This window comes from Variovorax sp. VNK109, assembly GCF_049445855.1.
GTDB lineage: Bacteria > Pseudomonadota > Gammaproteobacteria > Burkholderiales > Burkholderiaceae_C > JAGOCV01.
Genome location: NZ_JBMSDV010000003.1, coordinates 87,641 through 100,564 on the forward strand (window position 1 = coordinate 87,641; position 12,924 = coordinate 100,564).

Annotated in this window: 14 protein-coding genes; 7 read left to right on the top strand and 7 right to left on the bottom strand. The window is 64.8% G+C overall.

The window, feature by feature from the left end; all coding sequences use genetic code 11:
* Positions 1 to 46: 46 nt before the first annotated feature.
* From cynS to ACO2Q9_RS11525, 3 genes are all read left to right on the top strand, one after another.
* Positions 47 to 490, top strand: a complete 444-nt coding sequence (gene cynS, locus ACO2Q9_RS11515; protein WP_423311415.1) for a cyanase — start codon at positions 47 to 49, stop codon at positions 488 to 490.
* A 61-nt stretch (positions 491 to 551) separates the two neighbouring features.
* Complete coding sequence (locus ACO2Q9_RS11520) at positions 552 to 1,700, top strand: metallophosphoesterase (protein WP_423311417.1); 1,149 nt, start codon at positions 552 to 554, stop codon at positions 1,698 to 1,700.
* 166 nt (positions 1,701 to 1,866) lie between these two features.
* Positions 1,867 to 2,157: a DUF4148 domain-containing protein gene (locus ACO2Q9_RS11525; protein ID WP_423311419.1), complete on the top strand. Its 291-nt coding sequence runs from the start codon at positions 1,867 to 1,869 to the stop codon at positions 2,155 to 2,157.
* Positions 2,158 to 2,167: 10 nt separating this feature from the next.
* Here ACO2Q9_RS11525 and ACO2Q9_RS11530 read toward each other — a convergent pair whose 3' ends face one another.
* Positions 2,168 to 3,295, bottom strand: coding sequence for a hypothetical protein (locus ACO2Q9_RS11530; protein WP_423311421.1), 1,128 nt, complete (start codon positions 3,293 to 3,295; stop codon positions 2,168 to 2,170).
* Positions 3,296 to 3,361: 66 nt separating this feature from the next.
* Positions 3,362 to 4,045: a histidine phosphatase family protein gene (locus ACO2Q9_RS11535; protein WP_423311423.1), complete on the bottom strand. Its 684-nt coding sequence runs from the start codon at positions 4,043 to 4,045 to the stop codon at positions 3,362 to 3,364.
* 167 nt (positions 4,046 to 4,212) lie between these two features.
* On the opposite strand from ACO2Q9_RS11535, the gene ACO2Q9_RS11540 reads away from it, so the two are divergent.
* Positions 4,213 to 5,181, top strand: coding sequence for a Bug family tripartite tricarboxylate transporter substrate binding protein (locus ACO2Q9_RS11540; protein ID WP_423311425.1), 969 nt, complete (start codon positions 4,213 to 4,215; stop codon positions 5,179 to 5,181).
* Between the two features lie 30 nt (positions 5,182 to 5,211).
* Here the strand turns inward: ACO2Q9_RS11540 and ACO2Q9_RS11545 are convergent, their stop codons facing one another.
* Positions 5,212 to 6,105, bottom strand: a complete 894-nt coding sequence (locus ACO2Q9_RS11545; protein ID WP_423311427.1) for a dihydrodipicolinate synthase family protein — start codon at positions 6,103 to 6,105, stop codon at positions 5,212 to 5,214.
* Between the two features lie 50 nt (positions 6,106 to 6,155).
* Between ACO2Q9_RS11545 and ACO2Q9_RS11550 the strand changes: the two genes are divergently transcribed.
* From ACO2Q9_RS11550 to ACO2Q9_RS11560, 3 genes are read left to right on the top strand one after another with little or no spacing between them, the layout of a single operon-like run.
* Positions 6,156 to 7,319 (top strand): Bug family tripartite tricarboxylate transporter substrate binding protein, encoded by a 1,164-nt coding sequence (locus ACO2Q9_RS11550; protein ID WP_423311429.1) that lies wholly within the window; start codon positions 6,156 to 6,158, stop codon positions 7,317 to 7,319.
* A 20-nt stretch (positions 7,320 to 7,339) separates the two neighbouring features.
* Positions 7,340 to 7,648, top strand: a complete 309-nt coding sequence (locus tag ACO2Q9_RS11555) for an indolepyruvate ferredoxin oxidoreductase subunit alpha (protein ID WP_423311431.1) — start codon at positions 7,340 to 7,342, stop codon at positions 7,646 to 7,648.
* Positions 7,645 to 8,979, top strand: coding sequence for an FAD-dependent oxidoreductase (locus tag ACO2Q9_RS11560; RefSeq protein ID WP_423311433.1), 1,335 nt, complete (start codon positions 7,645 to 7,647; stop codon positions 8,977 to 8,979). The genes ACO2Q9_RS11555 and ACO2Q9_RS11560 overlap by 4 nt, the downstream gene beginning before the upstream one ends.
* Positions 8,980 to 8,997: 18 nt before the next feature.
* Here ACO2Q9_RS11560 and ACO2Q9_RS11565 read toward each other — a convergent pair whose 3' ends face one another.
* Genes ACO2Q9_RS11565 through ACO2Q9_RS11580 form a run of 4 tightly spaced genes read right to left on the bottom strand, consistent with a single transcriptional unit; the run spans position 8,998 to position 12,863 of the window.
* Positions 8,998 to 9,369 (bottom strand): nuclear transport factor 2 family protein, encoded by a 372-nt coding sequence (locus ACO2Q9_RS11565; RefSeq protein WP_423311435.1) that lies wholly within the window; start codon positions 9,367 to 9,369, stop codon positions 8,998 to 9,000.
* A complete protein-coding gene (locus ACO2Q9_RS11570; protein WP_423311437.1) occupies positions 9,366 to 11,606 on the bottom strand; it encodes a molybdopterin-containing oxidoreductase family protein in 2,241 nt (746 codons plus the stop codon). The genes ACO2Q9_RS11565 and ACO2Q9_RS11570 overlap by 4 nt, the downstream gene beginning before the upstream one ends.
* Positions 11,607 to 11,608: 2 nt before the next feature.
* Positions 11,609 to 12,511 carry a dihydrodipicolinate synthase family protein gene (locus ACO2Q9_RS11575; RefSeq protein ID WP_423311439.1) on the bottom strand — a complete coding sequence of 301 codons (903 nt, stop codon included), beginning with the start codon at positions 12,509 to 12,511 and terminating at the stop codon, positions 11,609 to 11,611.
* A 37-nt stretch (positions 12,512 to 12,548) separates the two neighbouring features.
* Positions 12,549 to 12,863: an NIPSNAP family protein gene (locus ACO2Q9_RS11580; RefSeq protein WP_423311441.1), complete on the bottom strand. Its 315-nt coding sequence runs from the start codon at positions 12,861 to 12,863 to the stop codon at positions 12,549 to 12,551.
* Between the last annotated feature and the right edge of the window lie 61 nt (positions 12,864 to 12,924).

A 12,924-nucleotide genomic window follows, 5' to 3' on the forward strand; every position in this document is an offset into this window, starting at 1 on the left:
TTCATCCACACATCCATCACCGCACCCAGAAAAGGAGAAGCAGCAAATGAACCGCATGGACGTTACCGAGAAGATCATTTCCACCAAGGTGTCCAAGGGCATTACCTGGGAATCCGTCGCGAAGAAAGTCGGCGAATCCAAGGAATGGACGACGGCCCTGTGCCTGGGCCAGATGACCGCCTCGGCCGCGCAGGCCAAGACACTGGGCAAGATCTTCGGCCTGAGCGCCGAAGAGCAGAAATGGCTGCAGGTCGTGCCCTACAAGGGCTCGCTCGCCACGGCCGTGCCGACCGACCCGCTGATCTACCGCTGGTACGAGATCGTCAACGTGTACGGCACGACGATCAAGGAACTGATCCATGAGGAGTTCGGCGACGGCATCATGAGCGCGATCGACTTCTCGATGGACATCCAGCGCCAGGCCGATCCCAAGGGCGACCGCGTCAATGTGGTGCTGTCGGGCAAGTTCCTGCCGTACAAGACCTACTGACCGCCGCTGTCAGCCTGCCAAGGCTTGAATCCCTGGCGGGCATGCCCATCTTGGGCAGACCATGGGCCGTTCCTTCCTGTTTGCCTTTTCCGCTGTCCTGCACCTGTGGGTCGGCTGGATGCTCGTTCCTTCGCTGCTGGCGTGGCCTTTTGCGGCCGGTGTGCTGGCCCTGCTGCTGGCGGTGTCGGCCGTGCTGATGCCTCTGGGGCTTCTCGTGCGCAGGGCACATGGGGAAGGCGAGAAGAACGCCGACCGGCTGGCCTGGGCGGGCATGCTGTTCATGGGCCTGTTCTCGTCGCTCTTCGTGTTCACGCTGCTGCGTGAACTGGTGTACCTGGGCACGTGGATCGTGCAGCGCTTTGCGCCTGCGGTCGTGCTGCCGCCCGACCTCGAGCCCGCGTCGGCCTGGGGCGTGCTCTTCGTCTCGCTCGCTGCGACCGTGCTCGGCTTCCTCAACGCACGCCGCACCGCCAAAGTGGTGACGGTGGACGTGCCGGTCCAGGGCCTGCCCGCCGCGCTCGACGGGTTCACCATCGCACAGATCAGCGACATCCACGTCGGCCCGACGATCAAGGCGAAGTATTTGCAAGCCATTGTGGACCGCGTGAACGCGCTGGATGCGGATGCGGTGGCCGTCACCGGGGACCTGATCGACGGATCGGTGCGCCAGCTCGCGCCGCACGTCGCGCCGCTCGCGCAACTGAAGTCGCGCCACGGCACCTACTTCGTCACCGGCAATCACGAGTACTACTCGGGCGCGCATGCGTGGATCGATCATCTGCGCGGCCTCGGCGTGAACGTGCTGATGAACGAGCACGTGGTGCTGCGCCGCGGTGATGCGCAGCTCGTGCTGGCCGGGGTGAACGACTACACCGCCCACCTGTTCGATTCAGCACACCGCAGCGATCCGGCCAAGGCACTCGTCGATGCGCCGGCCGATGCCGGGGCGCGCGTGCTGCTCGCGCACCAGCCGCGCAGCGCGGAGGCCGCGTCCAGCGTCGGCTTCGACGTGCAGCTCTCCGGCCACACGCACGGCGGCCAGTTCTGGCCGTGGAACCACTTCGTGCGCTTCCAGCAGCCGTTCACGGCAGGCCTGCATCGCCTCGGAAGGCTGTGGGTCTACACCAGCCGGGGCACAGGCTACTGGGGCCCGCCCAAGCGCTTCGGCGCGCCCTCCGAAATCACGCAATTGCGCCTGCGCGCGGCCTGAAACCGGTTGCTTCCGCCGCATTTCGCGCCGCGCTGCGTGCATTTCACGCCGCGCTTCGCGCGTTCCGTCTCCGGCCTGTCGCGGCGCAAAGGGCATTGCGGGACATTACGTTTCATCGACGACACGGTGTCGCCGATGAAACCCGAACCACTTTCAAGGAAATGTCATGAACAAGCTCTCCATCATCGCCCTGGCCCTCGTTGCAGCAACCGGCTCCGCCTTCGCCGACAGCGCCGACTACGACCTGCAGAACCGCACCGCCTTCACGGGCAACCTGACGCGTGCCGAAGTCCGCGCCGAGTTCGACCGCGCATCCGCCGCCGGTGAACTGCCGACCGTGGCCGAAGCCTACGCCAACGTGGACAGCAAGACCGAAGGCCCTTCGCGTGACCGCGCCGAAGTCCGTGCAGAAGCCGTGCAAGCCGCACACACCTTCCGCATCCAGGAACTCTGGTGATCTGCGTGCGTCAGCCCGGCGGGGGCAGCACGATGCCGGTGGTGGCCGGCCTGACGCGGCGCGGATACTCCCGCGACGTGTCGATGCAGCCACCATCCACGTACACCCCCTTGGGCTCACGCAGGCGCTGCATCAGCGAGAGGATGCGCTTCACCTCCGCAGGGTCTTCCATCGTCAGCGCCACGCGCCTGGCGACTTCGTCTTCATCCATCACCGGTTCTTCGCCGGGCTGGCCTTCGCGCACACCGTCGCGCCAGTGATAGATCTCCAGGCACTTCGACGCAAAGCTGAACGGCGCACCGCGCTTCCAGAAATTGCTGAAGAGCCCGCTCCCTTCATAGAACACCCACGACCCTTCGAAGCCCGCCACGTCGGCCGAGCGTCCGTCGGGGTTGCGGAACCACAGCCGGTCGCCCGGCACGTAGTAGCGTGGCGGCAGTGGCTGTTCCATCGAGCCGTACTCGACGAGGAACACATCATGGAACAGGCCTGAGCGGATCGCGCGCACTTCGCTGTCGCGCTCCAGCGCTTGCAGCAAGGCGGGGTTGCTGCGCTCCAGTTCGCGCGCGATGGCCAGCAGGATCACATACTCCGTCGCCCGGTAGCACGAGAACGAGTAGAGGCGGCCGGTCGCTTCGGGTTGTGTCGCCTTCACCAGTGCATCCACCAGCCGGTGGCCCGGCACCAGCGTGAAGCCGGTGTTCTCGTGGTAGGTCCAGCAATCGTCCGGCCGCTCGGCAGCTTCGGTCTGGAAGGCCAGGGCCGTCTTGCGGGCGGCCTGCACGATGTCGATGCGCATGCGCACCTGCGAGACGAGTTCGTCGAACGACGGGAATGCGAATGCGATGGGCGACGCCAGCATGGCGACGAGGATCTCGCGCTCCAGGTCTTCGCTGTCGGCCTGCGTGTCCAGGCCCATGCGTTGTGCCAGGCCCAGCGTGTCGAAGCCGGGTGTCCAGCTCTGGAACCAGTCGACGCCGAGCACGAACTGATGGCCGGATCTGCCTGCATGGGAAAGCGGCCGCACCAGCACCACATGCTCCAGGCCCAGCCGTGACAGCCAGTCGAGCATGGCGTCGACCCACGGCGCGGACTCGGCCGCCGTGCTGGCGTGCAGGTGGATTCCCTCCTTCTTCATCGGAGCCAGTATCACCGCAGCCTTGCGCGAGCGCAACTGCGGCGGACGCAACCCTGCGTGAATGCGTCAGGCGTAGCTGATCCAGTCCGCGTGTTCCCGCCCGCCCAGATGCGGCAGGGCGTTGTACGACACCAGCATGTGGCGCTTGGGCGTGTAGGCAAACTCGGTGACGGCGGTGTTGCGGATGCGCAGGTTGAGCTCGATGGTGGTTTCGGCGCTGGTGCCCAGCACATGGCCCACGGCGGTGGAAATCGGCCCGCCGCTCGAGACGATGAGCACGTTGCCGTCCACGTTCTGGCGCACGTGATCGAGCGCACGGACGATGCCGTCGCGCCAGTCCGAATAGCTGGGCATGCCGCGCGGTGAGACGGTGCCCGACATCCACTGCGCGAGACCGTCGCGCAACAACCGGAAATGCTGGCGGTACATCTCGGGCGTGTCGGGTTTGGCCAGCGGTGCCGGGTGGATCGCCGCCACGACGGCGGCGCTGTCGTATTCGTTGAGCCCTGGCCACACGAGCGGTGCGGGCTGCGCGGCCGCGTGCTCTTCCTTCATGCCCTGCAGGATGCCTTGCAGTGTCTGCACATGGCGCTTGAGCGAGCCGGTGAGGATGGCGTCGAACTTCAGCGCGTGGTGTGCGAAGTGCTCGCCCAGCAGCACGCTCTGGCGCATGCCGAGTTCGCTGAGCTGGTCGTAGTCGTCCGCACCGAATGAAGCCTGACCATGACGCACGAGATAGAGCGTTCCCATGGCGGCATTGTGGCGCGCTGCGTGCCGCAGCCGTTGTCGCTGTGGGGACGTGCTGTCGCCGCAGCGACGGATTGGTGCCCTTGCATGATGGGGGAGTGGTACTCGTCTGCTGGCGATGTCCTCTGTTTAATGGCTCCGCATCCACTTGCCGAAACTGAGGTCCCCAAATGAAACGTCGATCGCTCTTGCTTGCCACAGGCTCCGTGCTTGCCGCGCCCGCCATCCGCGCGCAGGCCTGGCCTTCCCGCTCCCTGCGGATGATTGCGCCGTACCCGGCCGGAGGGCCGACGGACACGTTCACGCGCGCCGTGGCTGACAGGCTGTCTGCCGGCCTGGGTCAGCCTGTGGTCGTGGAGAACAAACCCGGTGCAAACACCATCATCGGCGCGAACCTCGCAGCCAAGGCCGCGCCCGATGGCTACACGCTCTTCATGGGCAGTTCCACGAGCCTCGCTGTGAACCCGGTGGTTTACCAGAGCCTGCCCTACGACCCTGTCAACGATTTCCAGAACATCAGCTACTGCGGCGCGTCTCCGCTCGTGATGGTGGTGCCCGCGTCGCTGCAGGCGCGTGATCTTCGTGAGTTCGTCGAACTCGCGAAAAAGACGCCTGCAGGACTGAACCTTGCGACCCCGGGTGCAGGTGGCGCACAACATCTTGCCGGTGAACTCTTCAACACGATGGCAGGGATCTCGATGGTCAGCGTGCCTTTCCAGGGCGGCGCTCCCGCGCTTGCCAGTGTCATGGCTGGCCAGACGCAGGCTTTCTACGAAGTCGCGCTGACCGCGGTTCCCCACCTGAAGGCGGGCCGGGTGCGCGCGCTGGGCGTGACGGGAACGACACGCCTGTCGATTCTTCCTGATGTGCCGACGATTGCCGAGCAGGGCTTTGCGGGATATGAAGCGCTCATCTGGTACGGCGTCGTCGCACCGCGTGGTGTGCCTTCGCCCATCGTCGGGCGCCTGAATTCGGAGATGGTCAAGCTGCTTCAATCGCCGGAGATGCGTGACCGGTTCGGGCCGCTGGCGCTCGATCTGTCGTCGAGCTCACCGGATGAGATGACGAAGCTGGTGGCGCGCGAGAAGCTGAAGTGGGGCGAGGTTGCGCGCGCGGCCCGCGTGCAATTGCAGGCGTGACGGCAGAGCCCCGTGTCGTCGGGGCCGCCTTCAGACGAGGCCGAGCCGCTGCAGCAGTTCCTTGAGTCTTGCCGCGTCTGCATCGGACAGCATGCTGATCGGCGCGCGAGGACGACCCACCGGCAACCCTTGCATCGCAAGCCCGCTGTACGCCACGCGTACCAGACCCCTCTCCATGCCGAAGGCGCACAGCGGCTGGATCTCTTCGAACAACGCACGGGCTGCCGGGATGTCGCGGCGGATGCACGCCAGCTCATAGAGCTTCGACGCGTGGTGCGGGATCACGTTGGAGATGCCTGCATACCAGGCGTCCGCCCCGAGCATGAACGCGTCCAGCGCGTTCGCGTCACGACCAGTGGCCACGGCCATCTTCCCACCAGACAGCCTGCGAAGCGCGGGGATGCGCGACAGGTCGGGCGAACTCTCCTTCATGCGGCGGAGATTGCCGAGGGTGGAAAGCCGGGCCAGGAATGCGGAACTCATGTCAACCACGGTGAGCCGGGGGCTGTTGTAGGCCACCACCGGCAGTTGGACGGATTCGGCGATCGCGCGATAGTGGCCGAACAGTTCGTCGTCCGACGGGATCCAGTAGGTGAAGGGTACGACCAGCAGTGCATCGGCGCCGACTTTCTCTGCATATTGCGAGAGACGGACGGCCTCTGCAGTGGTCACCGCGCTCGTGCCCGCCATCACCGGAACCCGGCCATCGACATGCTCCACCGCGAACCGGATGACGTCGCGGCGCTCCTCTTCGGTGAACGAGCCGATCATGCCGGTGCTGCCGAATACCGCTACACCGTGGATGCCCTGCCCGATGGCGTGGTCCAGCAGCCGACCGAACGCGCCGAGGTCGATCTCGCCCGTGTCGCGCGTGGGGGTGACGGAAAAGAGGAAGGTGCCGGCCAGGGAAGGGGGCGTAGTCATAAGCGTTCCATGAAGTAGCGGGGGAGCGTTGATCGTCTGCCTGCACTGGCATGTCGACAAGTGCCATTCCTGATTTTTCGGGGGAGCCACTTCTGCGGGGCGACTGGCTCTGCGGGATCGCTGAAAAGTGGTTCTTTACCGGAGCCACGTTTGGCAGGAATCTCGCATGCATCGACATCCCTGATGCATATCGCCTTCCACAGTTCACCGGAGAAAACATGAATCACCCCACACTTCCCGCGAGAGCTCGCCTGCTGGTCGCCCTGTCGCTGTTTGCAGCTCCGTGGCTCGCACCCCTGACATCGCAAGCACAGGAGGCCTATCCGTCAAAGCCCATCCGGCTGGTGGTCGGCTTTCCTCCTGGTGGCGCCACAGATGTACTGGCGCGTGTGTTCGCGACCCGTCTTTCCGAGCAATTGCCGCAGCGCATGACAGTTGACAACCGACCCGGCGCGGGCGCGAATCTGGCAGCGGAAAACGTGGCGCGTTCTGCTCCGGATGGATACTCGGTCCTGTTTACACATGTGGCCACACACGGCATTGGCCCGGCTGTCTACCCCAAACTGCCATTCGATCCAATCCGGGATTTCAAGCCCGTTTCATTGCTTGCCATTTCTCCCCTCGTATTGATGACGCACAAGGGTGTGCCTGCCAATAACATGGCGGAGTTGACGCAATGGGCAAAAACGCTGGGGCGTCCTCTCACCATTGGCTATCCGGGCAACGGCACCTCGGGGCATCTCTCCTCGGCGTTGCTTGCGATGAAGTCCGGCCTCAACCTCACGTTGGTTCCCTATCGCGGCGGCGCGCCCGCCACGCAGGATCTGCTGGGCGGGCAGATCGACCTGCTCTTCGATCCGTTCAACTCTGCGCTGCAGCAGGTCCGCGGTGGCACTGCGAAGGCATTGGGCGTGACATCCGAAGAGCGCCACGCCGCTTTGCCCGACACCCCGGCGCTTGCCGAGACGATGCCCGGCTTTCGCGTGCTGACCTGGTACGGCATGGTGGTACCTGCAGGCACGCCCCAGGGGATCGTCGACAGGTTGGCGACGGAAAGTACGAATGCCGTCAACAACCCCGGTGTGCGCAAGCAGCTCATTGATATGGGGATGACCCCGGCGAGCTCGACACCCGCACAGTTCGGCGACTGGATACGCGGCGAGATCGAACACTGGAACGTGGTCGCGCGCAGCGCCAACATCAAGCTCGAATGACGCGCAGGTGAGGAGACAAAATGCCTTTCGTCGTTACCGAGAATTGCGACGCCTGTCGCTATACCGAATGCGTCCAGGTATGCCCCGTGGCCTGTTTTCATGCCGATGAGCGCATGCTCTACATCGACCCGGACCTTTGCGTCGATTGCGGTGCGTGCGCACCGCGCTGCCCCGTCAAGGCGATCTATGACGAGGCTGATCTTCCCGACACGCTGGCGCATTGGGCGGGCATCAATGCTGAGCGCGCGCCTGGCCTGCCAGTCATCGCGAAGCGCCAGGAGGCACTGCCTGGCGCCGCAGCGAAGCGCGCTGCATTGGGATTCACATGACGGCGCGGGAGTGCGCCATCGTGGGCGCAGGGCCTGCGGGTTTGTATTGCGCCCAGGCCTTGCTTGAGGCCGATGAAACCCTGCATGTGACGGTGATCGAAAAACTGCCCGCCGTTTTCGGTCTTGCGCGCTATGGCGTTGCGCCGGATCACCTGAAGCTCAAGCAGATCTGTTCGGTGTTCGAGCAAATCCTGCGGCATCCGAGGCTGCATCTGGTGGGGAACGTCAGTATCCCACGCACGGTATCGCTCGACCTGCTGCGAGAACACTTCCATGCGGTCGTGCTGGCCACCGGTGCGCCTGCGCCGCGCCGCCTGGGCATTCCTGGCGAGCAACTGCGCGGCAGTCACAGTGCGACTGAGGTGGTCGCCTGGTACAACGGCCACCCGGATGCGGCACATCACCTCATGGACCTGTCGGGCGAACAGGCGGTCGTCGTGGGGCAGGGTAACGTGGCGCTGGATATCGCGCGCATCCTGCTGCTGTCCGAAGACGGACGCCATCGTTCGGACATGGCAGAGCACGCACTGGTTTCCCTGCGCGCGAGCGGCGTGCGGGTCGTCCACGTCGCGGGGCGCCGGGATCCGTGGCACACACGCTTCTCTGTCAAGGAACTGCGTGAGCTGGTGAAGGCTGCCGGGATCGCCGTGCACGTCCATACCGACCCCGATTTCGTTGACTCGGAGCCGCCCGGGGATGCCGACGACGCGCAAAAGGCTGCCGGCCAGTTCTTCCAGCAGGTCTTGCGTGACAGCCCCAGCACTGCCGCGCTCGACGCGGCCGGTGTGCATTTCCATTTCGGTCTCCAGCCGGTGGCTGTGTCCGGTCCAGACAGCGTGGAGTCGGTCAGCTTCCGTCGCGGCAGTCCGGGTTCGCAGGAGTGGATGACCTTGCCGGCACGCTTGCTGGTGCGCAGCATCGGCAGCATCGCACCTGCTTTCGCGGGCCTGGCGATCGACGAGACGAAGGGCAGCATTGCCAATCGCGATGGCCAGATCATCGATCACCTGGACAGGCCATGCGATGGCCTCTTCGTCACGGGTTGGGCGCGACGCGGCGCCGCCGGCGTGATCGGCACCAACCGTGACGACGGAGCGCAGGTGGCGGCGCGCGTGCTCGAATTTCTCGGGCAGCAGTCGCATGGCACGCGTGGTGGCTTTTCGGCGTTGTCTCAGGATCTCGCGCAGCGCGGACTGCAGCTCGTCGATCAGTCCGGGTGGGCCCGAATTGACGCCTCGGAACGCGCCGCCGGGCGACTGCGAGGCCGCCCGCGCGTGAAGCTGGTGCATGTGCACGATTTGCTGGAGGCCTCTGCCGGCGTAACCGCTTGAAGCGGCTGGCGCGGCCGTTCAGGCTGTCTGCATGTAGACCTTGCTTACCAGTTGCCAGCGCCCGTCGGCCTGGAGAAAGCACAGGTAGTCCACGAATTCCTTGTCGATGATCGAGACACCGACTTTCGCCATGGCGCAATGATCTCCTTGAACGTCGACATGCAAGACACGGTCGTGCCGTGCTGCACCAACGCTCGCGGGCGGCGTGCGCTGCGCCAGCAGCGCACGGTAGTCGTTCCGGCCGATCACGACAAGGCTGCCGTCCCTTACGGTCTGCAATTGGGCCGCAGCCGAGAACAACGCGTCGAACTTCGCGAGATCGCAGGTGTAGAGGATGTCGAAATACTGCTGGATCGCGGCTTCGAGTGAAGAGGGAATTGTCGGGTTCATGTTGTCTCCACGGGAGTCGAGGGTGTGTCGGGTGTGACGCGACAGGTCGCCTCACGCAATGGCCAGGTGCCGTAGGCAGGGTCGCACATCGATGCGTCGTCCGCCAACAGCGCGTTCACGTTGCTGCTGAGCACGTCGAACAGGCGGGGCTCGGCGCCATCGGCCTCGGGATACCACCATCGTTCGGAATCCACCGTGCCGATGGCCACGTCCGGTGACAGCATGAGCTTCTGCCGGATGCGCCCCTTCGTGGTCTCGAGCCAGACCCATTGGCCGTCCACCAGTTGGAGGAGAGCCCCAGTGTCGGGGTGCATCTTGCACAACGGGTCCGGGTGCTTCTTCCGGAGGCTCTGAACCTGTCTGTGATCGCTATGCGTCATCTGCAGTGTTGTGGCACCCGTGGTCAGCCGCAGCGGTTGCCCGGGTGTCGGCACGCCTGCGCCCGACGGGCGATAGTCCGGAAGCGGGTCGTAACCGCACGCTTCGAGAATCGACGAGGCCAGTTCGACTTTCCGGGAGGGCGTGCCGAACCCGAGCATGTCGCCGTCCGCTGTCAGGCGAAGATGGTCCGCCGCAAGGCAATCGTTGATCCAGTTCTTCTCGCGCCCGGACAAGGTTTCGAAATCGAGGCCTGCGGGCGCCAGCATCTGGTCCCACACGCCTTCCAGATCTGCTGCGAAATGGTCTGCCAGACCCAGCCGCACGGCCAGTCCGCGCACCAGGGCATGATCGTCGCGGCGCTCATGCAGCGGATCGATGGCCCTGCGCGTGGCAAGCACCAATCCGTTCTGGCCGTGCACATACATGTAAGGCTTCTCGATCCAGTGTGCAGCGGGAAGTACCCAGTCCGCAAGCATGGCAGTCGGTGTCATGAACATCTCATGGACAGCCAGCGAATGCAGGTTCGGCGACTTGAGTGCCTCCCGTGTGCGGCCGCCATCGGCCAGCACGGCGACCGCATTGGTGTGCTGCACCAGCAGTGTGCGTACCGGGTAGGGATCTTCGTGCGTGATGGCGCGTAGCAGGGAGGGCGGATGTGCAAGTCCACAATAGGTTGCACTCATGGCGTTCGCGTGGTTGGGCCACAACCTCGCATTGGCCGCACAGATCCTTTCGTAGCCTTCCGAAAGGAGCCGGAAGTGCTGGCTGCCAAGCCGTTTGTGACGCTGGGCCACAGGCAGCGCTTCGTACATCTCCAGGTCCACTTTCGACAGTGCCTTTTCGGGCGGGCCGAGCAGGCGGTTGGCACCGCGACGGTTGAGGTTGCCGCTCACCGCCATCAGGCAGCACTTGGCGCGCTCGAAGTTGAGCGCATTCACGCCCATGCCGTTGGGCAGGCCTTGCGACATCAATGCGGGCCCGCCGGTGCAGTAGGCGCGCGCGCATTCGATGATCTCGTCCGCGCCGAGGCCGGTGATTTCCTCCACGCGCTCGGGCGTGAAGGCCTGAACGCGGTCGCGCAATGCGTCAAAGCCAATGGTCCAGCGCTGGACGAAATCGACGTCGATCCATCCATGCTCGATGGCGACGTGGATGAGACCGAGCGCCAGTGCCGCGTCTGTCGCCGGACGGATCTGCAGCCACTGGTCGGCCAGGCGGGCCTCTGCAGTGCGGTAGGGATCGATGACGACAAGGCGTGCGCCGGCCCGCTTCGCATCGAGCAGCTTGCCCCATAGAGGGGCGTTCGAGGCCGAGGGCCGGTGGCTCCAGACGAGCACCGTGCGTGTCTCACCCGGTACCGGGTCCGGCGTGGCCGGGCCAAAGCCGAATGTCAGCGCCTCCGCTTCCATCTTCGGGCCGGCGCAGATGAAGCCCATGCCCGCGCTGTTGGGGCTTCCGAGCAGATTCAGCAGGCGGATCGCCGCCCCCTGGTCGGAGCCGTGAAACGTTCCGTACAGGTAGCCGATCGCTTCGGGCCCGATCTCTGCGATCGCGCGCTGCATCTGCGCCGCAATATCGTCCAGCGCGTCATCCCAGCTCGCGCGCTCCCATCGTCCTTCACCGCGGGCACCAACGCGACGCAGCGGATGGTCGAGGCGCCGGGGGTGGTCGTGGTACTCGATGGCGGCGCGTCCACGTGGGCAGATGAACCCCTTGGACACCGGGTGATCCGCGTCGCCACGAATCGCGACGGGCCGCCCCGACTGCAGCGTAAGGACCACGCCGCAGCGTGCCGAGCAATGGCAGCACACGCTGCGGTGCTCCGTTGTGCCCGGGGCGGTCGTCTGCGTTTCCATGGTCACTTCATCACACTGCCATGGGTCCTGAGGATTTCGGACCACTGAGAGAAGTCCGGTTGCGACAGGGTCTGGATCGGCTTGCGCGGATTGCCGACGGGGCGGCCTAGGATGCGAAGCGCATCATGACAGGTGCGCACCAGGCCCTTGGCCATGCCGAATTCGGTCACCGGTCTCAAAGATGCCTCGAGCGTGCGGGCTTCGGCGCTGGCCTCTGGCTTGCCCAGCAAAGACAGCAGCCGCTTGCAGGTGCTGGGCATGAAGTTGGCGCAGCCCGATGCCCATGCATCAGCACCGACCTGGAAGGCTTCGAGCACCGAGTCGTCGCGGCCGGCGAAGACCTTGAGTCTGCCGTCCGTCAACCGCTTGACCTGCGCGATGCGCAGCAGGTCCGGCGAGCTTTCCTTCAGATACCGCACGTTGGAGAGCTCCGCGATGCGTGCGATGAGCGGCGGCATGAGATCGATACCGGTCAAGCGCGGACTGTTATAGATGGCCATAGGGATCGAGATTGAGTCGTTGATGGTTTTGTAGTGGGCGAGCAGTTCCGCTTCCCCGAGCAGCCAGTAGGTGATGGGCACCACCAAGGCTGCGGAGGCACCATATTCCTGTGCGTGCTGGGACAGCCGCACTGCTTCTGTGGTGCTGATCGCGCCCGTGCCCACCATCACCGGTACGCGCCCGCCGACGTACGGCAGCACGATCTCCACGACACGCCGGCGCTCGACCTCGCTGAACGAGCCGATGGCACCGGTGCTGCCGAACAGCGTGATGCCGTCCACGCCACCTTCGATGAGCGCGTCCACATGGGCCAGCAGGCGTTCTTCGTCGATGCTTTCATCGGGTTTCAGTGGCGTCACGGCGAAGGCGATGAGGCCGTGCATCGGGGCGGTCTTGGAGGTCATCGGGGGAGTCCTTGCGAAGAGAGGGGGTCGTGGATATTCAGCGTAAGGGAGAGAACGGTGCAGGCACGAGAATCCGCGTTTCCTGTGAGACCACCATCGGCCGGACCTGCACCGCATACGCGACCCAGCCTTCATGGGCGGCCAGGGCCGCACGGCGAGCCATGCGGTCGTTGAGGTCGTTGTAACCGGCCAGGATGACCAACTGGTTGAGGGGGCCGATCTCGGTCGCGAAAACGCCAATCACGTTTCCCAGGATCTGCTCGTAGATCGCGAAGCCCTGGTCCTCGAACAGCCGCATGTAGTCTTTCAGGCGGCCCGGGTGCAGGGTGTAGGTGCGTTGCTCGACGATCATGGGATTCTTCCTTGCGCAAGACGGACTTTAGGGAAGCTTGTGGTTCCAAGCCAGTGCCATT